This window comes from Pinibacter aurantiacus (assembly GCF_019130065.1).
Taxonomy (GTDB): Bacteria; Bacteroidota; Bacteroidia; order Chitinophagales; family Chitinophagaceae; genus Pinibacter; species Pinibacter aurantiacus.
On record NZ_JAHSPG010000002.1, the window covers coordinates 341,319 to 366,334 of the forward strand.

Consider the following 25,016-nt stretch of genomic DNA (forward strand, 5'->3'; position numbering starts at 1 on the left):
TGAATGAATTTATTCGGGCGGGAGTGTCATCTGTGTGCAAAAAGTAAATCATGAAAATCTGCGTGCCGTTCTTATTGGAAATCATCTTCAGCGGCTCTCTTCAAAATTTCTTTTTCTTCATCTGTAAGGAAATGATATCCTTGCTGATTGATCTTATCTAAAATGCTGTCGATCCTGCTTTGTGTAAGGTTTGACTTTTTTTTGAAAGGGCTTTTGCCTTGCAGATTATAGAAAAACTCGTCTTTTGCTTTTGTCTTTTTAGGTTTGTCAGGATTAAACAGATTACCGATCCAGTCAAAAAATCCGTTGATAGGATCGCTCCAATCCTTTCCCCTACGGAGGCTGTAAATGAAAAGAAATCCTACAGCAGCCGCAGCAATATGCGCCACATATATCGCGGGATTATTGCCCGGAATACCGGCAAAATCAATAATGACAAATAACACCATCAGTATCCACAAAGGAATACCTCCGTTGATCATCGGGAAAAGTCTGTAGTCCGGTGAGACAGTAGTGGTAGCAATTGCCACGGCCATTACCGCAGCATTTGAACCAAGCAGTGTCGCATTTTCCAATCCCGGATGCAATCTTGGAATAAGGTTATAAGCAATCATATAAAAAAGGCCTCCGGCAAAGCCGCCGTATAGGAACACGGGGATCAATTTTCTGTTGCCAGCTAGGTCCTGTAGAATGTATCCAAACGCCCAAAGCCAAAGCAGGTTCCCGATCATATGGAAAACACCATCAAATCCCTGGAAGAAGCTCTCGTGAACAAACATGTGGGTAATCAGCGTCCACGGTCGGGTTCCCAGTTTGCTGAAGTCTGCCGGTAGCACGAACCAGTTAAACACATTTTTGATATAAGCCTGGGTGTCGAGCTCGCTCATTATATAAATAACATAAATGAAGTTGAGCAAAACAAAACTGATAGTAATGAGCACTATTAGGTTTACAAGTGCGTTTCCATCAGAGCCCATAAAAATTTTCCTTCTGCTTTTTTCTTCTGCCACACTCATAGTATTTGTATTTATTACGGATTTAAACAAAAAGATCGTACCCGGGTCAGGGGCAGGTCCCTACTATTAATAAAACGTTTTTCGATTCATTTTGTTCCCTAAAAACACCAAAAGAAATCCTGTTAGTGCACCACCCAAGTGCGCCCAGTGGGCTATATTGTCTCCGCCCACTCTTGCAATTCCTCCAAAAAGGTCGAGCGCCATAAATGCTGGTATTACATATTTTGCTTTAATTGGAACAGGAACGAAAAACACATACAGTGGCGTGTTTGGAAAAAGATAGGCGAAAGCTGCCATAACACCCATGATAGCGCCTGAAGCACCCACGGCCACGTCAAAATTGCCAAAAGCAAGCTGAGTTACGCCAGCCATTATTCCGCAAATCATATAAAAGTTGAAAAACTTTTTTCCGCCCCAATGCATTTCCAAAATGGATCCAAACATCCACAAGGTGAACATATTAAAAAGTATATGAAAAATACTGTTTACATCGTGCATAAACATGTGCGTGATCAATTGCCAGATCTTGAAATTTCCGGTACTCGTTGCCCATAATCCACCGTATTCTGCAAGTTTATCGTAACGTTCAATTTGGCCACCCACTTGAATCGGGACGCTGAACATATATTGGGCAACATATACTAGAATATTAACGATGATCAGATTCTTAATAACAGGCGGTATATTCCTAAAATTCATAAATCCTATTTTGTTTGAAATTAATATTATCTGCCATTCTGCGAATTAATAATTAATAAAGAATAATTAATATTTAACTTCTTCCAGTAAATAAATCGATAAAAGCAGAAAGCTGATATTTGTTATGACCGCAACCCCATTAATTGTTCATTATTGATTATTAATTACACCCCGCAACTTAAGCTGAACCACATTCTCAATATGGTGCGTATGCGGAAACATATCCACAGGTTGAATTTTGGTTACTTCGTACTTTTCATCCAGCAGGTTCAGGTCGCGGGCCTGTGTAGCAGGATTACAGCTCACATACACTACCATCGGCGCTTCCATATCCAATATTTTTCTTACCAGTTTTTCATGCATACCTGCGCGGGGAGGATCGGTAATAATCACATCCGGCTTGCCATGCTGGCTGAAGAAATTGTCGTCGCACACTTCAATCACATCTCCCGCAAAAAATGAAGCATGCTCAATATTGTTCAATTTCGCGTTTTCTTTTGCGTCTTCGATAGCGTCTGCAATAACTTCCACGCCGATTATCTTTTTCGCTTTTTTACTCACAAAAATGCCAATGCTGCCTGTTCCGCAGTATAGGTCATACACCACCTCTTTTCCGGTAAGCTCTGCAAAGTCGCGTGTGATTTGGTAAAGTTTTTCCCCTTGCTTCGTATTCGTCTGGAAGAAGGATTTCGGACTGATCTTAAACTGAAAATCTTCCAGGTTTTCTAAAATAAAGCCTTTGCCAAAATAAGTTTGCGGAGAAAGATCATAAATGCTGTCGTTCCATTTTGGATTAATGGTATACAGCAGCGTAGTGATCGATGGAACCGTTGCCAGCAAATGATCGAAAAGCTTTTTTCTTTGCTTTTCATCTTCATAGCCAAAACACACATTCACCATCACTTCGCCGGTGGTACAAACGCGAACAATAAGGTTGCGCAGCCAGCCTTCATGATTTTTAATATCGTAAAAAGTATAACCGTTTTGTAAAGCAAAGGCGCGCACAGTATTGCGGATTGCATTCTGCGGTTCCTCCATCAAATGGCAGGTATTAATGTCAATTACCTTGTCGAATATTCTTGGAACGTGGAAACCAACCGCATTTTCCTGTGGAATGGTCTCATCTTTTTTAATTTCGTTTGGCAACAAATAACGCCTGTTGCTAAAGGTAAACTCCAGTTTGTTGCGGTAATATCTTGTCTCATCACAACCGGCAATTGGCATGATCTCAGGCAACGTTACCTTTCCTATCCGGCGGAGATTTTGCGCTACTTCATTTTGTTTGAACTGCAATTGCATTTCGTACGGCAACATTTGCCATTTGCAACCACCGCAAACACCAAAATGCTCGCAAAAAGGAGCCACCCGATCTTTGGAAAACTCATGAAATCTTACGGCACGCCCCTCGCCCCAGTCTTTCTTGCTTTTGGTAAGTTGCACATCCACCACATCTCCCGGCACGGCACCTTCTATAAAAATTACTTTTCCATCCAGTTTGCTAAGCGATTTGCCCTCAGCAGCGTAATCCTGTACGGTTACATTGCTTAGCATGATATTCTTCTTTTTTCGCATTCGGCAAAAGTACTAAGTTGTAGGTTATGAGTTGTAAGTTATAAGTTGTGAGTTTTAAGTTGTTAGTCATCAAAGTGGTGAAGTGGCCGAAAGAGACTTAAAACTTATTACTTACTACTTAACACCCGTCGTAACTGCCTTGTTGCCAGTCTTTTTCCACCAGTTTTTCCTCATTGCCGGCTGTTCGATCAGTAAATAGAATATTGCTCCTACCACCAAAGCCGGAACAAGAAAAATGAAAGAATAAACAAGAAGGTTGAGTGTAAAATGCCCTCCGAAGAATGGATAATGAATGAAGCGTCCAATGGCAGAGATGACTGCATAATGCGTAAGATAAAGGCTGTAACACATACCGCCGATGGTTGCAATGTATCTGTTTGCAAAGAACCGGTAACCCGTTTTATCGATTACTATAAGCGCAAGAATTACATACAACTTGATAGGATTGAACTGTGCACTGTTAAAGCCAAGGGCCCGGTAACCCGAGAGGAAAAACAAAAAAAGCAAACCGGCGAGTAGCAACGATTTTATTTTTTTAGGTATAAAAGCGAAAGGGTTTTCGTTGGTTACAACATGCTCGGCTACCATGATGCCTGCCATAAAATAGGGGATATTTACCGGAAGGAATCTGTAGTTAGACAGAATGCCGGCATCAAAAAGAGGAACAATAATCATGACTGAGAAAATGATCAACCTCCGGTACAAAGTGGGTAATTTGTACAACACGTACAATAAAAAAGGTAGCGAAATGTAAAACATCATTTCTATTTCCAAAGTCCACGCAATGGGGAGCACCACTGGATTTGTATATGGGAAAAAAATATGATGCACATAAAACAAAGATGCCGCGAAATGAGGGAGCAGATCATTGACAGTGAATTTATTTAGCGCCCATACCAATACAGCAAACGAAAGCATTAAACTGATTATGTAAGGCGGCTCCAACCTTGTTAATCTTCGCAGGAAATACTTTTTGAGGGAGGGCGGACTTTGTTTCGCAAACTTTGCTTTTAAAAAAGGTAGGCTCAAAATATAACCGCTCAATGCGAAAAAAGGGAAAACGCCCAACCCCCCATTAACCACTGCGTACAACAGCGGAGATAATTCGAAGACATTGCCCTTTGCAATGTAGGCCTGCACATACATTGTCACATGACACAACATCACCATAACAATACACAGAAAGCGGATACCATCAATTTCCGGATAGTAAGCGCCGCTGGTAGTAATTCTTTTGAAACGATTTAACCGTTGATTTGATAACATTGTGTTTAAATAACCTTCAATTAATTGCAAAATAAGCAATTGCAAGTTTTCTCCATTGGTGTATTTGTGGGCATATTTTTGTCAAAGGGAGCTTATTTCTATTAATTTAGCTATCCTAAATACAGTCCTTAATTTTAAATATGAAAGCTTTTTCACTTTTTTTACTTGCATGTGCCCTGTGTATTTCATCCTTTGCACAAAATGGCTATGCCATTAACATTACGATGAAACCGTACAAGAACGAATATGTGTATCTAGGTTATCATTACGGGAAGATCAAGGCCCTCGCAGATAGCGTGAAACTTGACGCCAACAGTAAAGGCGTTTTTAAAGGAAAAGAAAAATTGCAGGGAGGCATCTATTTTGTAGTGTCGCCCAGCAAACAGATATTGTTTGAACTGCTGATCGATAAACAACAGAATTTTTCTATTTCAGCAGATTCTACCACGCCAGATAAAGCCGTTTTTACAAATTCTCCCGATAACACTTTGTTTCAAACTTATTCGCAAACGCTTAACAAAATAGGCGTTGAGATGAATACGTTGAGAAACAACTTAGCCAAAGCAAACAGCAAAGCAGACTCTGCAAAGATCCAGGACGAATGGCAGAAAGCAAATGGCCGCATGCAGGCGTACAGAAGCGACGTGGAAGCTAAGAACCCAAATTCTTTTCTCGCTGCTTTGCTGAGGTCAATGAAGGAGCCAAAAATTCCCGAAGCATCAAAAATGCCGGGCGGAAAATATGACTCTCTTTACGCCTATAATTTTTACAAATCACACTACTGGGATGGCGTTTCTTTTGCAGACGAGCGCCTCATACGCACACCTGAGCAAATTTTTGAAGGCAAGCTTAACAAGTATTATGAAAACCTGGTGCCACCTGTATCAGACTCCATTATTAAAGAAGTTGATAAAATGCTGGATGCGACCAATGGCAACAAAGAAATGTTCAAATACCTGCTTACGCATTTTATCCAGGATTACATCAATCCCAAATACATGGGGCTTGATGCGGTGTATGTGCACTTGTTCGAAAAATACATCAACAATAATCCAAAGGTTGACTGGTTCACAGACAAGTATCAAAAATACATGAGCGACAGGGCCTACAGCCTGATGGCAAATTTGATTGGCCTTCCGGCACAGGATCTTTTAATGACGGATACTTCGGGCAAAGTACAAACGCTGTATGAGGTAAAAGCTGATTACACAGTTATTTGCTTTTGGGACCCAACCTGCAGCCACTGTAAAGAAATGGTGCCTAAGCTGGACTCCATGTATCAGAACAAATGGAAGAAGGAAGGCGTTAAAATATTTGGTGTAATGGTAGACGGAGGTAAGGCAGCGTGGTTAAATTATATCCGCGAGAACAACTTGAAAGACTGGATCCACGCATATGAAACTGACGAACAAAAAGATGAAGTGAGCAAAGCGGGAAAGCCAAGCTACAAACAGCTTTATGATGTTTTTCAGACACCGGTGCTTTACCTGCTGGACAAAGACAAACGCATTATTGCAAAAAAGCTGAGCTACGACCAGGTAGAGGAAGTTTTACAACTGAAGCTTAAAAAACAATAAAATTGACGTGGTGCATGGCATTTTTTTGATAATGTGAATTCAAAACTGTGCTTTATTTGAAAATTTGAGGATTTGAAAATTTGAAAATTCTTTCAGTGTAACTTTTTAATTTTTGAATTAATGCTCTGAATGCTCAAGAGTTAATTATAAATTCAGAATGACGAACCCGGAGCATTTTCAAATTTTCAAATCCTCAAATTTTCAAATTGGATTTGAAAGCCTGTTAGCTAAAATCAGCCATCCAAAAATGTCATGTGCCTTAACTTTAACCTTATATCGATATGAAAGTAACACCAGGGTCCTTAATTGTAGCCCTTTCTTTAATGGTTGTACAAAATAGTTTTGGTCAAGCTTTATTCACTTACGGAAAATATCCTGTAACCAAGAACGAGTTTGTTACAGCATTTAATAAAAACAATGTTGCCGGAACCCGCGACGAGAAAGCGTTTCGCAACTACCTGGAATTGTATACAAGATATAAACTGAAAGTACAGGCAGCATACGATCAAAAGCTGGACACACTTAGTTCTCAAAAAGCAGAGCTGGACAACTTCAGAACACAGGTGGCGGGAAATTACCTGGTGGATGATGAAGCGATACAGGCGCTGGTGGACCAGGCATTTGACAGAAGCCAGAAAGACATTCACCTTGCACACATTTTTATCCGGTTTAATAGCCCGACAGATACAGCCGACGCATATAAACTCGCAACAACAGCATATAAAGAATTGCAATCGGGGAAAGATTTTGGAACCGTTGCCACTACCTATTCCAATGATCCCGACGTAGCTGCAAACAAAGGCGACGCAGGTTATATAACCGTTTTTACATTGCCGTATAATCTCGAAGACCTTGCATATTCACTCAAACCAGGAAGCTTTTCAAAGCCATTGAAAGGCAAACAGGGGTATCACATTTTCAAGAATTTGGGTGAAAGAAAAGCAGTTGGTGAAATTTCTGTTGCGCAAATTTTATTGACAACGCCCGTACGACCGACCTCTGAACAACTTTCAAAACAGCAATTTACCATAGATTCAATTTACGCCGCCGCCGCCATGGGCGCCTCTTTCGATTCCCTGGCATTGCAATACAGCAACGACAATCAAAGCTATAAAGTTGGCGGACAATTGCCTGAATTTGGCGTTGGCAGATACGATCCTTTCTTCGAAGAAAAAGCTTTCTCGTTATCAAGGAATGGAGAAATTACAAAGCCTTTCGTGACTTCTTACGGCTATCATATTTTAAAAAGAATTTCTGTCCATCCGGTTTCTGCAACCAAAACACCTGCTTACATGGCAGAGTTAAAGCAGCGCGTATCAACTGATACCAGAATGCAGGTTGCATCAAAATCCATGATGCAAAAGATATTGGTTCGCATCGGGTATAAACGTGCACCGGTGAACAAAGCTCATTTATGGGCCTATGCAGACAGCGTGCTTAGGGGAAGCAACCCACCTCAATATGCCGACCTCAATTCCAAAACAGTTTTGTTCTCTTTCGATAAAAGAAAATACACACTGAATGATTGGAAGAATTATCTGCAAGCCATTAGAAATGTTCCTGAACTGGTGTCTGGAAAATCGAAAGAAGAGTTGTTGCAAACATATGTAGATGCAAGTGCAGAGCAATATTACCGCAGCAATCTTGAGCGTTACAATAACGCGTTTGCTCATCAACTGGAAGAATTTAAAAACGGCAATTTGTTATTTGAATGCATGCAAAGAAACGTTTGGACAAAGGCAAATGATGATACTGCGGGCTTAAGAAAATATTACAATAACAACTATAACAGATATTGGTGGCAACCGGGCGCTGATGCAGTATTTTTCAGCAGCAACGACGAAAAAAGCATTAGCGAACTATACAAAAAAGTGGATGCAGACAAAGGCAACTGGCGCAGCATAGCAAAGGAATATGAGAACATTGTGCAGGCAGATTCCGGAAGATTTGAATACAACCAGTTTCCCATCAGCGGCGCAGATAAGTTGGGTGAAGATTTTGTGACGGCTCCTATCAAAAACGCATCTGACAATAGTTATACCTTCTTATATCTGATTAAAAAACATGGCACAAAAGAGCATCGCAACTTCGAAGATGCCCGCGGATTCGCTCTGAATGATTATCAAAATTATTTGGAGGAAGAATGGATCATTTCATTAAAGAAGAAATATCCGGTGAAGGTGAATGAGGCGGTGTTGCAGTCGCTTTGGAAATAGCAAAATTTGCCGAACGTTTAATGCAAAACGCCTAACGCAGGTCTCCCGCGTTAGGCGTTTTGCATTAAACGTTACGCTCAGTTATTGTCTTTTCAACACAATCTTTTCAAGATTCAACTCTCCCGTTTTTATATTGACGTTGGTTATTGTTGTATCATGATAACCGTTCGACGCATTTACGTTGAGTGAGTACGTTCCTGGTTGCAATCCTCTTACAAGGAAACGTCCGTCGCGGTTAGGAAGCGCATATGCGGTATCCTTGCTATTGTAAACACTAATCACAGGGAATGCAGCCATTGGACTTACAACGCCACCCACAGCACCAGTTGTTGATTTAACGAAGACGTGAATAACAGGCTTCAGGAAAAAGTCATTGCCGATTACAACTACAGATCTCGCCACGTCAAAGTCAAGCCACAAGCGGGATTTATTCTTTTCATATCTTTCCCACTCATTTCCTGTAAGCGTTAAGTAGATATAAGGCTCTGTAAGTTTTGTGAGGTGAAGCGGATATTTTACGCTGTCTTTGATCAAACTGTTGTCCGTTCCCAATTCAATTTTTACCAACACAACTTTTCCGTTAATAACATTCCCCTGAGCTAGAAGAGTGTCTGTTCCGTTTCTCAAAGCAAGAAGGTCATATACACCCGGCTTGATTGCCAGCGTTTCCCAGGTTTGGCAACCACTTGCAATGCCTTGCCATAATGAGGAGTTCCCGCAGGTGTCCACAAGCACTTGTACAGATTTAATGTCTACAGAAACATTGTCAAAGAAACCAGGAGCATCCGTTAGAAATAATGATAAGTTTTGTTTGCCGTTAGGCACTGTTTGATCGCTGCTGCCATCATTGTTTTTAGAACATGCGATAAAAATGAGAGAGAAAATGCCTATACACAAGGCGGCGCGGAAAATGGTTTGTTTTTTCATAAATAAATATTTGAGGTACTAAATTGTTAAAGCCATTAACGGTTTCTAAAGACCGTGCAGCAATAGAGAAGTTTAACGGGCGGGTAATATTTCTTTGTAAAGGAGTTGTTATTACAGATCAATTGTAGTGCCAATATTTAATCGTTGTTGAAACGACGTTTAGACAAGAACGTCATACCCAATACATTTTGAATGCGTAAAACTACGCGGTATGCAAAGCCCGGTTTTGTAACTATTATGAAGTCGCGCTATTAAGTATTAAAAACAATAATTATTTTATGTGCAAATGCAGCACATGAATGATATTATTTCAAAGAAAAAAAATTCTTATTTGCCCGTTAAGACCATTGCATGGGCGGGGTTGCTAGTAGGCTCTTTAGATATACTTGCTGCGATAGTCAACTTTAAAATTGCCACAGGCAAAGATCCGGTTCTTATTTTTCAGTATATCGCCAGTGCAGTTTTTGGCAAAGAAGCATACAGCGGCGGATCATTGATGCCCATCCTTGGATTGATATTTCATTTCATCATCGCTTATATTTTCACCATTATTTTTTTCATCATTTATCCCAAAATGAAGTTGTACAGATACAACGCGTTCCTAATAGGTATTGCATACGGCATCTTAATTTGGATAGCAATGAATGTGATCGTAGTTCCATTAAGTAAGATTGGAAAGTTCAGTTTTAAACTTTCCGGTGTGCTTTTACAAGCATCTATTTTAATAGTGATGATAGGTATTCCGCTGTCACTGATATGCAAACGTTATTATTCAAAAAAAGCAATTCTTTCAAACTAAACTTTCATTAATCACAGACGTGTGCGACTAAACGTTACAGTGGTTGTTCAAAAAAGTCTTTGCCTTTATCTATAAGGGTGGATGTTTTTTTTGTGAACGATGCAACATTACTTTTTCAAACTTCATCTTTGCACTACGCGATGGTCAATTTAGTTTTGGACTAACGCTGCAACCTATACGCACTTGCAAAAGTGTCCCGCCACTTATTTACCTGAAGCATTTTTTAATCAATCATTTCTTTATGAAGAAAAAATTATTGCTGCTTTTAAGCAGTGTTTGTGTATTCTCGTTTATGTCTCAGGCTCAGAAAACAGGCCGTTATACTGTTTACGGCGGTGTACTGGGAGGCGGTAATTATTCGCATTATTTCTTTTGTGACAAACAAAGTGACTTTGATAACGCGTACAGATTCGGATGGAATGCGGGCCTCTACTTTGGTGTTCCTGTAACAAAAACTTTTTCTATTGAACCACAGGTGATGTTTAATCGAGTGGGTGGGCAGTTTTTATATAAAGACAAACTTGCAAATCCAGCTAACGATGATCTAAGAGCTGATTATATCTCAGTCCCCGTTCTTTTCAAATTCAATATTGGTAGAAATTTTGACGTTTTTGCAGGTCCTCAATTCGATTTCTTAATGAAAGCAAGAGAGGTTAACTCTGGTGCAGATGTCAAAGAATACATGAAAAGCACTGATATCGCTGCAACAGGTGGTTTTGAAGTGTTCCCGAGAAACAGAGTTACGTTCTATGGTCGTTACTATCGCGGCTTCCAGAATGTTGCTGACGGCGGAACACCTACATTTTACAATGAAGGGTTTCAGGCTGGTTTAAAGTTCAAACTTTTTGGAAAACAAGTTAAGGCTGCTCCAATTGTGGTGCCGGTACCTTCTAAGCCAACGGCTGTTGATTCTGACGGCGATGGCGTTCCTGATAGCAAGGATAAATGTCCAGACATGGCGGGCCTTGCAAAATACAATGGTTGTCCGATTCCTGATTCAGATAACGACGGCGTAAATGATGAAGAAGATAAATGTCCTAATATTCCGGGCGTTGCTAAATATCAGGGCTGTCCTGTTCCTGACTCAGATAACGATGGAGTAAATGATGAAGAAGACAAATGTCCAAATATTTCTGGCGTAGCAAGATATCATGGTTGCCCAATCCCTGACACTGACAACGATGGCATTAATGATGAACAAGATAAATGTCCTACTGTAGCTGGAACAAGGGAGAATCATGGTTGTCCTGAAATTAAAAAAGAGACAATTGCCAAAGTGCAAAAAGCTGCAAACGCCATTTTCTTCCAAACTGGCAAAGCAGCAATTCTTCCAAAGTCAAATGCCCAACTAAACGAAATTGTGAAAGTGTTGAATACAGATCCATCACTTTATCTTGACATTAAAGGACACACAGATAATGTTGGCAAAGCCGAAGCAAATCAAAAGCTTTCCCAGCAAAGAGCAGATGCTGTAAAAGCTTATATGGTGAAGAAAGGCATCAGCGAAGACCGTATAACATCAGCTGGCTACGGCGACTCTATGCCGATAGCACCAAACACAACAGCAGTGGGTCGTCAAAAGAACAGAAGAGTAGAAATGGTTTTACAGAACTATAAATAAGAGCTTTTTTGTTAATCTAAGAATGCAAACAGGCCGCCGGAATTTCCGGTGGCCTGTTTAATGATTGAATAGTCCAGCTAGAAAGTTTTACGAACTAAGCAGTGAGTTGCACATCCCCTCCCGGGAGGGGCAGGGGTGGGTAGACTCATGCACTAAATGAAACTAGCCATGAAAAGAAGAATAATTCACCCTTACAATCCCCTCCTCAAAGAACTCGCAAAGAAATTGCGATCATCCATGACATTCTCGGAGGTTAAACTCTGGAACGTTGTAAAAAATAAGAAAATGCTAGGTTATGATTTTGATAGACAAAGACCCATTAAAAACTATATTGTTGATTTTTATTGTAAGGATTTGCAACTGGCCTTAGAAGTTGATGGAATTACACATGCAAGTGAAATCGCAGTTTGGAAAGATGAAATTCGCCAAAGAGAAATTGAAGAACTGGGAATTTCCTTTTTAAGGTTCAATGCTTTGGATGTTGTACATGATATTGAGAACGCACAAAGGACTATTGAGAACTGGATATTAGAATATGAAGAAAGAAACGGGGTGGACGATGAGATACTTCGAAAACGAACAAGGCTCTAACCCACCCCTTGCCCCTCCCAGGAGGGGATGTGCGACATTCATTACTAATAGCAGCAGTAGTAGCATCTCAAAATACCCAAATCGTAAAAACTTGGCCGCCGGCTAAAGTTCCGCCCGTACGTTTGTGGGTCTGACATTTAGGTGGGTGTTACTTACCTCATAACGTTAAATTCATTCCCTCCCAGTTGACATCCATAATTCAATTTTGTATCTTGACACCTCCTCCGTTCAAGTGAATGCTGCTACAAATCTGATCGCCTTCCAAAAATCACGATTCCAAAAAAAGTTATTCAACACCTAAAACGCTTTTTATGAAACACTTGCCTTTAATGACGGCGCTTTTATGTCTATGCATTATCTCTTATTCCGGTTACTCCCAGGACAACAGCACTGCTGAAAAAGCCTGGATGGCTTATAAAACTCCAGGCGATATTCACAAAATGCTGGCGACAGACGTAGGCGAATGGAAAACCGAAGCTACTGCATGGATGGAGCCCGGCAGTGCGCCTTCCAAGTCTACCGGCTCATGCACCAACAGAATGTTGCTAGATGGTCGCTTCCTCGAAACGCATCACACAGCCACAATGATGGGTATGCCATTTGAAGGCTGGGGAACCATCGGCTACGACAATGCAAAGAAAGTCTTCGTAAGCAGTTGGATCGACAACTTTGGAACGGGCCTTATGTACATGGAAGGCACATGGGACGATGCACAAAAAGCTATTGTTTCCAAAGGGAAATTTCCGGATCCTGAATCTGGCAAGGACATGGAAATGAAAGAAGTTTACAAGATAATAGACAACAATACCAGAATAATGGAAATGTATGTTACTATGCCTGATGGCAAAGATTTTAAAACCATGGAACTAAAATACACCAGGAAATAACAGGTTTTTTATTGAGGTGAATGCAAAATTTACCTCAATGATTTTGACTACAAAAACTTTATAAAAGACTATTGCATCAAAAAGATGAAATGTGTATTTTGTGGTTATGCAATTCATTTTGCATCCGCTGAATTCACCTTATAGAAATCTTTTACTCAACAGATTGCATTATTCCCCCAAACCACCCGTTAGTCTTATTGCTTGCGATGAATACATTTATATCCAATCTCATATTGGTTGCAGTCGCGCTTTGATTATAGCCAAATAACCCCCCGTTCAAATTCCCGTAAACCCGTGTTAATGAACACCGAAGTCAAGTTTATCTAACCGTAGCAAGTACCAGATGAGAAGTTAGCTCAGAAAATCGTTTGACAATAGCGAGTTTGAATTTCAAGCCTGCTCGTTATTCAGCACACGAAACCTTTAATGTATTCGCTTTTAAACCTTTCCAAAATTTGATCCGATTATGCGTGCATCCACTGTAACCCGGTATTTGCTGATTGGCATTATTTTCCCATTCCTCATGCAATACGTTGCATACTACCGATTCACGGGCAATTACCTTCCGAATGTATTCTCAGAAAAAAGCTTCACGGAGTTCTATGAAAATTCAGTTTTCAGATATAGAATTCTCGGACGCGAGCTACAGATATGGACTTACCATCAACTGAAGGCAAAAAACTTTTCGAGGCATGTGGGCGAAATGGAAGTCTATTCAAAACGTCTTGATGTAATGGACCCCAACGCAGACAAGGTTTTTTACTTCGCCTACTTTATTTTAAACACAACATTTACCATTTTAACTGCCTTGGGCTTACTCTATCTTTTTGATAGAAAAAGTTTGTATCACATGAATGAAAGGCAGAAAATATTTGCCACTTCATTCCTTACACTGATCATCTGCATAACACAGTTTGTGGTGACACCGTATGATGTGTTGGCTTACTTTCTCGAAGTGTTGGCGTTTACGGTTTTTGTATCCTATATGCAAAGCAACAAATGGTACACCATGCTTGCGTTCTGTGCGTTGATATCTATAGCGACTATGGCAAGAGAATCTTCCGCATTGATATTGAGCTTCGCTGCCGCCCTTTATTTTACACTGTACGGCTTCCAAATGTGGTGGATAAAAAAACTGGTTTTGCCGACAGTGTTTTTCCTTATCACCTATGCTGGACTAAGGCTCCTGTACATCAATGAGCCTATTGCTATTGCAGAAAAATTCACATGGTTCAAGAACGTTGATTTTTCGCATCCAGCTTCTTATGCAGGCATATTGATGACTGTAGTTGTGTTCTATCTGATGGCTAAAGCAACAACCAGCCAGATGAGTAAAAAATTGATGATGAACTATATCCTCATGACACTGCCTTACATAATCGTATTGCCGTTCATTGGATTGCTGATCGAGTTCCGTTTATGGGTACCATTGCTGATAGGGTCGTTAATGCTTGTAAATCTTAACCTGAAAGCGTTGTTTGTGCCAGGCAAAGAAAAAGAGTCGAGCAAACATCCCTTTGTATCCAATCCGCCAAATATAATTTCGACGACATAGGGAAAAGTTCATAAAAGCAAGAGGTCCGCATATATCATGCGGACCTCTTGCTTTTATGAATTATTGAATAATTGAATAATTGATAGAAGATCGCTATTTAAGTTCAGTTATTCAGTCATTCAGTTATTCAATTATTCGAAAGAATAACTCATTTCTCCACCTTTCTCATCCTTCAGCACAATGCCCATTTCAAGCAATTGATTTCTGATCTTATCAGATGTCGCGTAATCCTTTTTGCCTCTCGCTTCTTTTCTCATGTCGATCACTAATTGCATTACACCATCCAATTTGCCGTTATTGGTTTCATTTTCACTGCGCATGCCAAGAATGTCTTCGAGGTATGTTTTGAAGGAACTTTTCAGCAATGCAAAAGTTGATGCACTCATGGCATTCGCGGCAATATGTTTGTCCTTAATACCATTGATCACAGGCACAAGCTCAAACATATTTGCCAACACTTTTGCGGTATTGAAATCATCGTTCATGAACTCTTCAAATTCGCCAGTCAGTTTTTTTACTTTCTCATCAAGCTCAGCATCCGCAGGAGTTGCATTGTCAGTTGCAGGAAGTTTTTGTAATGTTTCATAAGCTTCCCACAATCTCTTCAAACCTTTCTCTGCAGCCAGCAACGCTTCGTTGCCAAAATCAAGCGTACTGCGATAGTGGGTTTGCAATATGAAGAAGCGAATGGTCATTGGGCTATAGCCCTTCTCCAACAAAGGATGATCCCCGCTGAACATTTGCGTAAGCATGATCTGGTTGTTATAGCTTTTGCCCATTTTCCTGCCGTTTATTGTGATCATGTTGTTGTGCAACCAATAACGAACGGGAGCGTGGCCATTGCAAATAGTACTCTGTGCAATTTCGCTTTCATGGTGCGGAAACTGAAGGTCCATCCCGCCGCCGTGAATATCAAACTCGTGACCCAGGTATTTTGTTGCCATTGCAGAACACTCGATGTGCCAACCGGGGAAACCTTCGCCCCACGGGCTTTTCCAGCGCATAATGTGCTCTGGTGGTGCTGCTTTCCAAAGAGCAAAATCCTGCTTGTTTCTTTTTTCATCCTGCCCTTCCAGCTCACGCGTAGTTTCAAGAAGATCATCAATTTTTCTGCCGCTTAGTTTGCCGTACTCATGCGTTTCGGCATACTTTTTTACGTCGAAATAAACAGAACCATTAACCACATAGGCATAGCCATCTTCAATGATCTTTTCGATCATGTTTAGTTGCTCCACAATGTGGCCCGTTGCGGTAGGTTCAATGTTTGGCTCGACATTATTGAATTGCAGCATGGCCCAGTGGAAAAGGTTGGTGTACTTTTGCACCAACTCCATTGGTTCAAGTTTTTCGATAACTGCTTTCTTTGAAATTTTATCCTCTGCTTCGCGCCCCTCTTCTTCAAAGTGGCCCGCATCGGTTATGTTGCGCACATATCGCACCTTGTTACCAAGATGCATAAGGTAGCGGTAAATGATATCAAACGTGATATAAGGCCTCGCGTGACCAAGGTGACTTTCGCCGCTAACAGTAGGGCCGCACACATACATGCCCACATGACCGTCCACTATCGACTTGAATACTTCCTTTTGGCGCGTGTAAGAATTGAAGACTTTTAACTGGCTCATAATTTGGTAGAAATCCCGTTTAAGGTTTGCAAAAATAATACTTAGTCCGGCTATTATTACAGATATTACAGAAGACTACAACACGCAGATTTGCTGATATATACGAGGGAAAACATCATAAAAAGTGTTAACTGTGAGCCAATCTTAAAACTTTTAAAGAATTTGGCAAAATATTTTTTTCCCGTTTGCTTTTTGCGTATCATTGCAACGGAATATTAGCTGATCAGGTCGATTTCCCTAGCTCACAAGCGCGTTCAGTCATAGTCATTCCGCTCAAAAAAATTCATTTCAAACTTTCTAACAATCAAGGTTGGTTCATTTAAATCTGATTAACACACAAGTATTTTATGTACGACATTCTGCAATTGAACGACATGCTCGTTCCAGAGTTGCTTGATATTGCTGAGCAACTTAAAATCTCCAACGCTAAGAAATTGGAAAAACAAGACCTCATTTACAAAATCCTCGACAGCCAGGCTGTTCAATCAACCGCAGGTAAACCCCAGGAAGAAAAAGCTAAGCGCAAAAGAATTGTAAAAACCACCACTGCTAACTCCACAGAAGAAGCAATAGTAGAAAGCGAGGAAGCTCCAAAGCCAGCACCAGCTAAGGCTGAAGCTAAAAAAGCACCTAAAAAAGAAGAAAAACCAGCTAAAAAGCTTGTTAAGAAAAAAGCGGCCGAAGAAGAGGTTGAACAACCATCTTTACCATTGCAGGACGATAACGACTTTTCTTCAATTGACGATGAGGAGAATGATGATATGTCCGGAGCTATAGAAGAAAACGAGAATGAGAACGAGAACATCCAGGCAGATGCAGTTGCAGAACCCGTTCAGGAACATGCAAGACCTGCACATCACGGACGTAATTTTCAACAAACTCAACAACGTCGCAACGACTATTTCAATATAGAATTTGACGGTATTATACAGGCAGAAGGCGTTTTGGAAATGATGCCCGATGGTTATGGTTTCTTAAGATCTTCTGACTACAATTATTTATCTTCTCCGGATGATATTTATGTATCTCCATCACAAATAAAATTATTCGGTTTAAAAACCGGTGACACCGTTACTGGTTCCGTAAGGCCACCAAAAGAAGGTGAAAAATATTTCGCGCTTTTAAAAGTAGAAAGCATTAACGGTAAAAGCCCTGAAGAAGTGCGTGACCGCGTGCCTTTTGATTATTTAACACCGCTTTTCCCTTACGAAAAATTAAATCTCTTTACTACACCAAGCAACTACAGCACAAGGATCATAGACCTGTTTACCCCAATAGGTAAAGGACAGCGTGGATTGATCGTGGCGCAACCTAAAACCGGTAAAACAGTATTGCTGAAAGAGATTGCCAACGCAATTGCGCAAAACCACCCTGATTGTTACCTGATGGTCGTATTGATCGACGAGCGTCCGGAAGAGGTGACAGATATGGAACGTAGCGTAAAAGCAGAGGTTATCGCATCAACATTTGATGAGCCTGCTGAAAAACACGTAAAAGTGTCTACAGTTGCTTTGCAAAAAGCTAAACGACTTGTAGAGTGCGGCCACGATGTAATCATCCTTCTTGATTCTATTACCCGCTTGGCTCGTGCGCACAACACCGTAGCACCTGCAAGTGGTAAAGTATTGAGTGGTGGTGTGGAAGCAAACGCAATGCAGAAACCAAAACAATTCTTTGGTGCTGCGCGTAAAATTGAAAACGGTGGTTCATTAACCATTCTTGCAACAGCATTGATCGATACAGGTAGTAAAATGGACGAGGTGATCTTTGAAGAGTTCAAAGGTACTGGTAACATGGAGCTTCAGCTGGATCGCCGTTTGGCAAACAAACGTGTTTTCCCTGCAATTGATCTTGTTTCATCTTCTACAAGACGCGACGATCTGTTGCTTGACAGAGAAGTATTGCAACGCATGAACTTACTCCGCGTGTTCCTTACAGACATGAATACGGAAGAGGCAATGAACGAATTGCTGAAACGTATGCGTGGCACGAAGAGCAACGAAGAGTTTTTGGCAAGCATGAATAGGTAAAAGTTGTTGGTTGTTAGTTGGTAGTTGTTAGAAGAGTATACTGTTCAGGCACACCGGCGAAAATCATCAATCAAAATATAGAACGCAGTTAACAGTTGTTAGCTGCGTTTTTTTTGCTGAATACTCAATGCGAAACGCTTAAAGCATTGCGCACCAAGCGTTTTGCGTTAGGCATTAGGCGTTAAACATTCATTATCTTTAAAAAAAATCGTACAACTCTCTATGACATGTAGTTATTAATGTTTTTATTTATAAAAAATTTCACAAATGCAATTTGATGGTTTGATTTTCGATATTGGAATGTTTGATGGCATCGATACCCGTTACTTTTTGAAAAATAATTACAAAGTCATTGCGGTTGAGGCAGATCCCACACTGGTAAAAAAAGCATCTGAAACTTTTAAAGAAGCAATTGATAAGGACCAGCTTTCTATTTTGAATTTCGCTTTATCCGATCAGGATGATCAGGACCTTTCTTTCAACATTAGTGAGTATGCATTCTGGAATTCATTAAAACCTGAAGTTGCAGGCAGATTGGATACATTTAAAGAGTCGATCATTGTAAAGAGCCGCAAGCTCTCTACTTTGTTTGCGCAATATGGTGTGCCATTATATTGCAAAGTAGACATTGAAGGCTTTGATGCGATCTGCGTATCAACACTGGAAGGAACAAAGCTTCAGCCAAAATATATTTCAGTGGAAACAGAATGTATTGGTGAAAATGAAGTGCTTGATGAAGCAGGCATGCTTAAAACACTTGACACATTAAAAGCAATAGGTTATAGCCAGTTTAAACTTGTTGACCAGACAACACTTGCTGTACTGGAGTTGGATAAGCCTTTCTACGGCGGCACGTGGGATAAGCTGAACAGGTTGAAGAATAAATATTTCCACTACAATTTTATCCGCGATCATAAAAATGGCGTGAAGTACAATCTTTTTTACACCGGTGCATCTGGTGCCTTCGGTGAAAGCCTTGGTGGCAGCAAATGGTACAACTATGAAGAAGCAAAAAAACTATTGCTTCAACACCGCGAACAATATTTTAATCTCTACAAAGATCAGAATAAGAACTTTACATTTTGGTGCGACTGGCACGCGAAGTTATAGTTGAGAGTTGAGAGTTGAGAGTTGAAAAAAGTAATTGCTGAAGATACAGGATTTTGCCTTGCAGTGTGAATCTTCAATTTTAGAGAACTCTCAACTCTCCATTCTCCATTCTCAATTAAAGAGCATCGATCTTGCTCGCCAATTTCCTATCCTTCTCCGTCACCACATTTCCCGCATCGTGCGTGGAGAGCCAGATTTCAACTTCGTTGTATACATTTTTCCACAACGGATGGTGGTCCATTTTTTCTGCTTCCAGTGCGACTCTTGTCATGAAAGCGAAAGCCTGTGAAAAGTCCTTGAATTTAAATTTCTTATATAGCTGGTTATCTTTTTCTTCCCACATAAGGCAAGTGTTTTAAAGTAAATGAATGTATGTTTAAATGCAAATCGTTTCAATTATAATGCCTGACCGCCATGGTCGACAGGGTACCAGACCTGAAAGGTTTTTAAAACTTGTCAGGACTTAACCTCCGATCAATCAACAATTAAAAGATCAAATGTCCTTTGTTCTTGATCTTTTCATTCGTAAGCTCTGTAACCAATTGAACAGCGTTGATTGCTTTAATAGAGTTGATCACATTGTGCAATGTGGCGTCGCCAACAACATCTCCCTTCATCAGCCACAAAAAATCAAGATGTTTAAATTCGGGTAACAAATATTCACCATCGTTTTGATTGTTGTACAAATAATGGCACAATGAACTGTTTGGTTCCCGGTATTCAAAAACTGCGAAATAGTATAGTCTTCCTTTGCGGGTAAGCGGAATTTCCACATCCGGATTTATGCGAAAATTAAGCCTGAACAAATGATTGAGTTGCCAGCAAAATTGATATGATTTAATAGGCGCTACAATGCCCAGCAGACGGGTGTCTTCAAAGAAGTCCTCCGCCATTTCATCCATGTTAAGTTTTAATTTCATTATAGTGCCAGGATCAATTTGAAAATTTGAAAATATGCTAATTTCCTGCCCGACTAATCATTCCCGTTCGAATTGTTATCCATGTAGGCAGGCGGGGGAAATTCTTTCAGTGCTGGTTTGACGAAAGATGGCTATTTCTCGAATTGATTTATTTTTTAAAAAGTAACCTCTGTGCTTATTTCCTTATCGCCGCGCTTATATTTCAATGGAGCTTTATCGCCTTTCTTGTATTTGCCAAGTGCCTGCATGTAATTTTCAAGCGACAATACAGAATCAGCACCAAGTTTTGTAATTACATCACCTGGTTGTAGTCCTGCCTTTTGTGCAGGTCTTCCGTCGCTTACCCCGTCTAGCCTTACCCCATTTCCGTTGAAGCTATAATCTGGCATAATTCCCAATGTAACGCTGAATTTGGCGCTCGTAGAGGTTTGCGATTCTGTGGTTTTTGTAAAAGTAAGTTTCGCCTCTTTATTCGTTGCTCCAATAACGTTATAGATATATTTTACAATGAAAAACTCCCCATCATAGTTGATCTTATCAAAATCATCAGAAGGTTTGTGATAGTCGCCGTGCAATCCCGTAAAGAAGAACAACACCGGAATATCTTTTCTATAAAATGAGGTGTGATCACTTGGGCCTACACCGCTTGAATCATATTTCACCGTGAAATATTTGCTGTCACTTACAGAAGTCAGATACTTGTTCCATGAAGGAGAAGTGCCGTAACCGCCGATCATCAAAGCCTTGTTGCTATCATTCAATCTGCCCACCATATCGAGGTTGATCATATAATTGACAGAAGAAAGATCAACGGTAGGGTGCTCGGTGAAATATTTAGAACCCAGCAAGCCAAGTTCTTCACCAGAGAAAGCGATGAAGAGATAATTGTTGTTTTTAAATTTAGCTGCCTTTAACATTCTTGCTAATTCAATAACAGCCGCTACTCCGCTTGCGTTATCGTCAGCGCCGTTATAAATTTCATTTTTACCGGCATTTGTGCCCAACGTGCCTCCATCTTCGCCATGACCAAGATGATCAAGGTGTGCACCAATGATAATCGTTTGTTTGGCACCGTTATCAACGTATCCAACGACGTTGTGGGCAACACGTTTTTTATCTGTAAATGCAACTTTAAGGTCAACGTCTATTGTTGCGGATTCATCAGCGAAATATTTGGTTGTTACATTTTTGTTTACGCACACCACAGGTATTGGAAGTGTCGCGCCTTTTGACTTTGGCTCAAATGATAGACCGTCTTCGTAAGTAGAAGTGTTATACACAAACAAAGCTGTCGCGCCTTTCTTTGCATAGTCTTTCGAAATTTTTTCTACAAATCCCCATACATCAAAATGCGGATTGTTGGCGCTGGTGGTTAAAATTTCTTTAAGATCTAAAAACCACGGAACTCCTTTTTCACGAAGGGCAATGGAAGGCTGTTCTTTTACTGATTTCTGTGGTGAAGCAGGGAATGGAAAAAAATCATTTGTGCTGATGGATTCTCCTTCGAATGTTAATGCGCTGGCACTGTAATCCTTGCCATCATAGATTTCGAAATCCTGCAACCAGGAGCTGTTGGTTCCCTTTGGCTGTAAACCAATCGTTTTGAATTGGTCAGAAACATAACTATCTGCGACTTGTTCACCTTTGCTGCCACTGCGGCGTCCTTCAAGATCATCATTTGATAAAAAACGAATATGCTTTTGCAGATTGTCTACAACAGGCTTATCATTTTTTTTGATCTTTTGGGCGAATGAATCAGGAAAAGAAAGCACGGCGGGCAACATTAATACCCATAAAGGTGAACGCATAGATGATAATTTCGAGGTACAAAGTTAATCAGGCAAAAACTATTCCTGTTTATTTAGGTGATTTTTTTGATGGCACGCAGATGACACAGATTAGACTGATTTACGCTGATTTTTTTGTTGATGGTCGACTATTCTTCTTTTATTAGCAAGTATCGTTTGGAGAACTATTACAACCCGTTGCATTGCTGCTCCGTTGCGATCGCCGCGTGAAACAAATCGGATCTTTGCGAACTTTGTTGTTTCCTTTGTGCCTTGCGTGAAATACTGGTGATTATTGGAACTGAGCTGTAAGAAAGAGGCTTTTGATTTCTTCCAATATTTTTCTCTCGTTGCTTAGTCTTGGGATTTTATGCTGGCCGCCCAGTTTGCTTTTGTGTCGAAGCCATTGCGTAAATACGCCCTTTGGTAACGAATGCACCAGGGGCATACGTAGTGCGATGTCTTTATGCCGTTTTGCTTCGTAGTCGCTGTTAATGTTCTTTAGTGCGTTATCAAGTTCGTAGGTAAACTGCTTTATATCCGCAGGCATTTGGTCAAACTCAATCAACCATTCATGCGCGCCATTATTTTGTTCGCTGAAATAAACAGGAGCCGCAGTGTAATCATTCACAATGGCGCTTGTCCGTTCCGATGCAATGCTGATGGCCCTGTCTGCGTTTTCCACGATCACTTCTTCGCCAAAGGCATTCATGTAGTGTTTTAACCTGCCGGTTACTTTTATTTTGTAAGGATTGAGTGATGTAAACTGAATCGTATCGCCTACAATATAGCGCCACAGGCCGCCATTCGTGGTAATTACCATGGCATAGTGAACACCTTTCTGAACCTTGTTCAGGCCAATTGTTTTCGGAAACGCTTTGCCATATTCTTCCAGCGGCATGAATTCATAGAAAATACCATGCTGTGTAAAGAGCAGCATTCCTTCTTCATCAGGATTGTCCTGGGCTGCGAAGAATCCTTCACTGGCATTGTACATTTCCAGGTAATTGATGTCTCCGCCGATTATTTTCTGGAACTGTTCCCTGTATGGAACAAATGAAACACCGCCGTGAATGTATAGCTCAAGGTTTGGCCACACGTCCTTAATGCAGCTTCTGCCCGTTATTTCGAGAATGCGTTTAAAAAGAACCAATGTCCACGTAGGCACGCCGGAAATAGAGGTAACATTCTCAGGAATGGTATTCGCAGCCAGTTGCTCTATTTTGTTCTCCCACTCATCCATCAATGCGATGGATAACTCGGGAGTTCGTAGCCAATGACCCCAGAAGGGAGAGTTCTGTAAAAGCACCGCACTAAGATCTCCAAAACTTACTTCATCATTTACCTGGTTCACCTGGTGACTACCGCCAACCACAAGTCCCTTCCCGGTAAGCAAATCTGATTCGGGATTGAATTTGTAATACATGGTCAGCACGTCTTTCGCCCCCTGGTAGTGCGTTTCCACCAGGCTTTCTTCACTTACGGGTATAAATTTGCTTTTGTCGCTAGTTGTACCGCTGCTTTTAGCAAACCATTTAACGGGCGTGTTCCAGAGTACATTTTCCTCACCTTCCATCATGCGCTGGATGTAAGGCTTCAGGTCATTGTATTCATGTACCGGAACCGTATGCTTGAATTGACGTATATTGAAAAGCTGATCAAAACTGTATTTGCGGCCAAATTCTGTGTATTGCGCTGAAGTGATCAAATGCTGCAATACCTCCCGTTGAGCCAGAATTGGATTTTGTGTCCACTCCTGAACCTGCCACAAGCGAAGCCGTGCTAACCGTGATATGGCGGGAGATAGAATTTTCATATGTGTATACTCGCAATTTAAGAAATTGACGGCAGAGAAGCAGCAATAATTGTGCAAAATATCAATATCAATGCGGAAAATCGCGGATTCGTTCGGTAGAGACAAGGCATTGCCCGTACAGACAAGGCAATGCCTTGTCTCTAGCAATTCGATATTACTGATTATTCTCTTCCATGTGCGGGAAATCGCCAATACCCTTCATTACTTCCGCATGTAAATAATCTTTACGGCGAAGCTCGAAGTTACGGCCAAGATAAAGCCTTCTTACCTGCTCATCTTCCGCCAATTGCTCGGCAGTGCCGTGTTTGAAGATCTTTCCGTCGATCAGCAAATAAGCGCGGTCGCAAATAGAAAGTGTTTCGTTTACGTTGTGGTCGGTAATAAGAATACCGATATTCTTGTATTTCAGGCGGGCAACTACTGTTTGAATATCCTCTACCGCAATAGGGTCAACGCCGGCAAAAGGTTCATCCAGTAAGATAAATTTCGGGTCAACGGCCAGTGCACGGGCAATTTCAGTACGTCTTCTTTCGCCACCACTCAGGCTGTCGCCATTGTTTTTACGAACGTGGTGCAGGCGGAACTCATCCAACAGGTCCTCCAGCTTTTGTTTTTGCTGTTGTTTGGAGAGTTTTGTCATTTCCAGCACCGCTTTAATATTGTCCTCTACAGTCAGCTTACGAAAAACCGAAGCCTCTTGCGGAAGGTAGCCAATGCCCAGCTGGGCGCGTTTATACATTGGCAGTTTTGTAATATCCTCCTCGTTAAGGAAAACCTTGCCCTCATCTGGTTTGATAAGGCCCACCACCATGTAGAAGGTAGTAGTTTTACCGGCACCATTTGGCCCCAGCAGACCCACAATCTCTCCCTGCTCTACATTCACGGACACGTGATTTACAACAGTACGGCTGCTATAGGTTTTAACTAACTCGTTGGTATGTATTTTTAAACTCAATTATTAAAGCTTTGGCGCAAAAATACCGGAAGTAATCAAAACGGGGA

At 40.9% G+C, this 25,016-nt stretch carries 20 protein-coding genes; 9 read left to right on the plus strand and 11 right to left on the minus strand.

Annotated elements, in window-relative coordinates; all coding sequences use genetic code 11:
* Window positions 1-71: 71 nt before the first annotated feature.
* The 4 genes from KTO63_RS04775 to KTO63_RS04790 form a co-directional block, all read right to left on the minus strand.
* Complete coding sequence (locus tag KTO63_RS04775) at window positions 72-1,010, minus strand: rhomboid family intramembrane serine protease (RefSeq protein WP_217790069.1); 939 nt, start codon at window positions 1,008-1,010, stop codon at window positions 72-74.
* Between the two features lie 72 nt (window positions 1,011-1,082).
* Window positions 1,083-1,715 (minus strand): rhomboid family intramembrane serine protease, encoded by a 633-nt coding sequence (locus tag KTO63_RS04780; RefSeq protein WP_217790070.1) that lies wholly within the window; start codon window positions 1,713-1,715, stop codon window positions 1,083-1,085.
* A gap of 150 nt (window positions 1,716-1,865) precedes the next feature.
* Window positions 1,866-3,287 carry a 23S rRNA (uracil(1939)-C(5))-methyltransferase RlmD gene (rlmD, locus tag KTO63_RS04785; protein ID WP_217790074.1) on the minus strand — a complete coding sequence of 474 codons (1,422 nt, stop codon included), beginning with the start codon at window positions 3,285-3,287 and terminating at the stop codon, window positions 1,866-1,868.
* Window positions 3,288-3,401: 114 nt separating this feature from the next.
* Entirely contained in the window at window positions 3,402-4,553 is a 1,152-nt protein-coding gene (locus KTO63_RS04790; protein WP_217790075.1) for an acyltransferase family protein, read from the minus strand.
* 140 nt (window positions 4,554-4,693) lie between these two features.
* Between KTO63_RS04790 and KTO63_RS04795 the strand changes: the two genes are divergently transcribed.
* On the plus strand, window positions 4,694-6,130 hold the full coding sequence (locus KTO63_RS04795; protein WP_217790077.1) for a thioredoxin-like domain-containing protein: 1,437 nt from the start codon (window positions 4,694-4,696) through the stop codon (window positions 6,128-6,130).
* Between the two features lie 281 nt (window positions 6,131-6,411).
* Window positions 6,412-8,346, plus strand: a complete 1,935-nt coding sequence (locus tag KTO63_RS04800) for a peptidylprolyl isomerase (protein ID WP_217790078.1) — start codon at window positions 6,412-6,414, stop codon at window positions 8,344-8,346.
* A gap of 81 nt (window positions 8,347-8,427) precedes the next feature.
* Here KTO63_RS04800 and KTO63_RS04805 read toward each other — a convergent pair whose 3' ends face one another.
* Window positions 8,428-9,273, minus strand: coding sequence for a DUF4382 domain-containing protein (locus KTO63_RS04805; RefSeq protein WP_217790079.1), 846 nt, complete (start codon window positions 9,271-9,273; stop codon window positions 8,428-8,430).
* 295 nt (window positions 9,274-9,568) lie between these two features.
* On the opposite strand from KTO63_RS04805, the gene KTO63_RS04810 reads away from it, so the two are divergent.
* The 5 genes from KTO63_RS04810 (at window position 9,569) to KTO63_RS04830 (ending at window position 14,726) form a co-directional block, all read left to right on the plus strand.
* Window positions 9,569-10,072, plus strand: a complete 504-nt coding sequence (locus KTO63_RS04810) for a hypothetical protein (protein ID WP_217790080.1) — start codon at window positions 9,569-9,571, stop codon at window positions 10,070-10,072.
* Between the two features lie 241 nt (window positions 10,073-10,313).
* Window positions 10,314-11,693 (plus strand): OmpA family protein, encoded by a 1,380-nt coding sequence (locus KTO63_RS04815; RefSeq protein WP_217790081.1) that lies wholly within the window; start codon window positions 10,314-10,316, stop codon window positions 11,691-11,693.
* Window positions 11,694-11,861: 168 nt separating this feature from the next.
* Window positions 11,862-12,284: an endonuclease domain-containing protein gene (locus KTO63_RS04820; protein ID WP_217790084.1), complete on the plus strand. Its 423-nt coding sequence runs from the start codon at window positions 11,862-11,864 to the stop codon at window positions 12,282-12,284.
* A 311-nt stretch (window positions 12,285-12,595) separates the two neighbouring features.
* Complete coding sequence (locus tag KTO63_RS04825) at window positions 12,596-13,171, plus strand: DUF1579 domain-containing protein (RefSeq protein ID WP_217790086.1); 576 nt, start codon at window positions 12,596-12,598, stop codon at window positions 13,169-13,171.
* A gap of 466 nt (window positions 13,172-13,637) precedes the next feature.
* Window positions 13,638-14,726, plus strand: coding sequence for a hypothetical protein (locus KTO63_RS04830; RefSeq protein WP_217790087.1), 1,089 nt, complete (start codon window positions 13,638-13,640; stop codon window positions 14,724-14,726).
* 131 nt (window positions 14,727-14,857) lie between these two features.
* Here the strand turns inward: KTO63_RS04830 and cysS are convergent, their stop codons facing one another.
* Window positions 14,858-16,351 (minus strand): cysteine--tRNA ligase, encoded by a 1,494-nt coding sequence (cysS, locus tag KTO63_RS04835; protein WP_217790088.1) that lies wholly within the window; start codon window positions 16,349-16,351, stop codon window positions 14,858-14,860.
* Between the two features lie 347 nt (window positions 16,352-16,698).
* On the opposite strand from cysS, the gene rho reads away from it, so the two are divergent.
* Together rho and KTO63_RS04845 are read left to right on the plus strand one after the other, a co-directional pair.
* Complete coding sequence (rho, locus tag KTO63_RS04840) at window positions 16,699-18,381, plus strand: transcription termination factor Rho (protein WP_217790090.1); 1,683 nt, start codon at window positions 16,699-16,701, stop codon at window positions 18,379-18,381.
* A gap of 267 nt (window positions 18,382-18,648) precedes the next feature.
* A complete protein-coding gene (locus KTO63_RS04845) occupies window positions 18,649-19,491 on the plus strand; it encodes an FkbM family methyltransferase (RefSeq protein WP_217790096.1) in 843 nt (280 codons plus the stop codon).
* Between the two features lie 115 nt (window positions 19,492-19,606).
* Here the strand turns inward: KTO63_RS04845 and KTO63_RS04850 are convergent, their stop codons facing one another.
* The 5 genes from KTO63_RS04850 to lptB all read right to left on the minus strand — a co-directional run bounded on the left by KTO63_RS04850 (window position 19,607) and on the right by lptB (window position 24,969).
* Window positions 19,607-19,834 carry a 4a-hydroxytetrahydrobiopterin dehydratase gene (locus KTO63_RS04850; RefSeq protein ID WP_217790098.1) on the minus strand — a complete coding sequence of 76 codons (228 nt, stop codon included), beginning with the start codon at window positions 19,832-19,834 and terminating at the stop codon, window positions 19,607-19,609.
* Window positions 19,835-19,976: 142 nt separating this feature from the next.
* Window positions 19,977-20,411, minus strand: coding sequence for an IPExxxVDY family protein (locus tag KTO63_RS04855; protein WP_217790099.1), 435 nt, complete (start codon window positions 20,409-20,411; stop codon window positions 19,977-19,979).
* Window positions 20,412-20,566: 155 nt separating this feature from the next.
* Window positions 20,567-22,219, minus strand: a complete 1,653-nt coding sequence (locus tag KTO63_RS04860) for a M20/M25/M40 family metallo-hydrolase (RefSeq protein WP_217790100.1) — start codon at window positions 22,217-22,219, stop codon at window positions 20,567-20,569.
* Between the two features lie 271 nt (window positions 22,220-22,490).
* Window positions 22,491-24,014 carry a GH3 auxin-responsive promoter family protein gene (locus KTO63_RS04865; RefSeq protein WP_217790102.1) on the minus strand — a complete coding sequence of 508 codons (1,524 nt, stop codon included), beginning with the start codon at window positions 24,012-24,014 and terminating at the stop codon, window positions 22,491-22,493.
* Between the two features lie 154 nt (window positions 24,015-24,168).
* On the minus strand, window positions 24,169-24,969 hold the full coding sequence (gene lptB / locus KTO63_RS04870) for an LPS export ABC transporter ATP-binding protein (protein WP_217790103.1): 801 nt from the start codon (window positions 24,967-24,969) through the stop codon (window positions 24,169-24,171).
* Between the last annotated feature and the right edge of the window lie 47 nt (window positions 24,970-25,016).

Coding starts and splice junctions, on each gene's coding strand:
- KTO63_RS04780 (WP_217790070.1), bottom strand. CDS start 1,715: ATGAATTTTAGGAATATACCGCCTGTTATTAAGAATCTGATCATCGTT.
- rlmD (WP_217790074.1), bottom strand. CDS start 3,287: ATGCGAAAAAAGAAGAATATCATGCTAAGCAATGTAACCGTACAGGAT.
- KTO63_RS04790 (WP_217790075.1), bottom strand. CDS start 4,553: ATGTTATCAAATCAACGGTTAAATCGTTTCAAAAGAATTACTACCAGC.
- KTO63_RS04795 (WP_217790077.1), top strand. CDS start 4,694: ATGAAAGCTTTTTCACTTTTTTTACTTGCATGTGCCCTGTGTATTTCA.
- KTO63_RS04800 (WP_217790078.1), top strand. CDS start 6,412: ATGAAAGTAACACCAGGGTCCTTAATTGTAGCCCTTTCTTTAATGGTT.
- KTO63_RS04805 (WP_217790079.1), bottom strand. CDS start 9,273: ATGAAAAAACAAACCATTTTCCGCGCCGCCTTGTGTATAGGCATTTTC.
- KTO63_RS04810 (WP_217790080.1), top strand. CDS start 9,569: ATGAATGATATTATTTCAAAGAAAAAAAATTCTTATTTGCCCGTTAAG.
- KTO63_RS04815 (WP_217790081.1), top strand. CDS start 10,314: ATGAAGAAAAAATTATTGCTGCTTTTAAGCAGTGTTTGTGTATTCTCG.
- KTO63_RS04820 (WP_217790084.1), top strand. CDS start 11,862: ATGAAAAGAAGAATAATTCACCCTTACAATCCCCTCCTCAAAGAACTC.
- KTO63_RS04825 (WP_217790086.1), top strand. CDS start 12,596: ATGAAACACTTGCCTTTAATGACGGCGCTTTTATGTCTATGCATTATC.
- KTO63_RS04830 (WP_217790087.1), top strand. CDS start 13,638: ATGCGTGCATCCACTGTAACCCGGTATTTGCTGATTGGCATTATTTTC.
- cysS (WP_217790088.1), bottom strand. CDS start 16,351: ATGAGCCAGTTAAAAGTCTTCAATTCTTACACGCGCCAAAAGGAAGTA.
- rho (WP_217790090.1), top strand. CDS start 16,699: ATGTACGACATTCTGCAATTGAACGACATGCTCGTTCCAGAGTTGCTT.
- KTO63_RS04845 (WP_217790096.1), top strand. CDS start 18,649: ATGCAATTTGATGGTTTGATTTTCGATATTGGAATGTTTGATGGCATC.
- KTO63_RS04850 (WP_217790098.1), bottom strand. CDS start 19,834: ATGTGGGAAGAAAAAGATAACCAGCTATATAAGAAATTTAAATTCAAG.
- KTO63_RS04855 (WP_217790099.1), bottom strand. CDS start 20,411: ATGAAATTAAAACTTAACATGGATGAAATGGCGGAGGACTTCTTTGAA.
- KTO63_RS04860 (WP_217790100.1), bottom strand. CDS start 22,219: ATGCGTTCACCTTTATGGGTATTAATGTTGCCCGCCGTGCTTTCTTTT.
- KTO63_RS04865 (WP_217790102.1), bottom strand. CDS start 24,014: ATGAAAATTCTATCTCCCGCCATATCACGGTTAGCACGGCTTCGCTTG.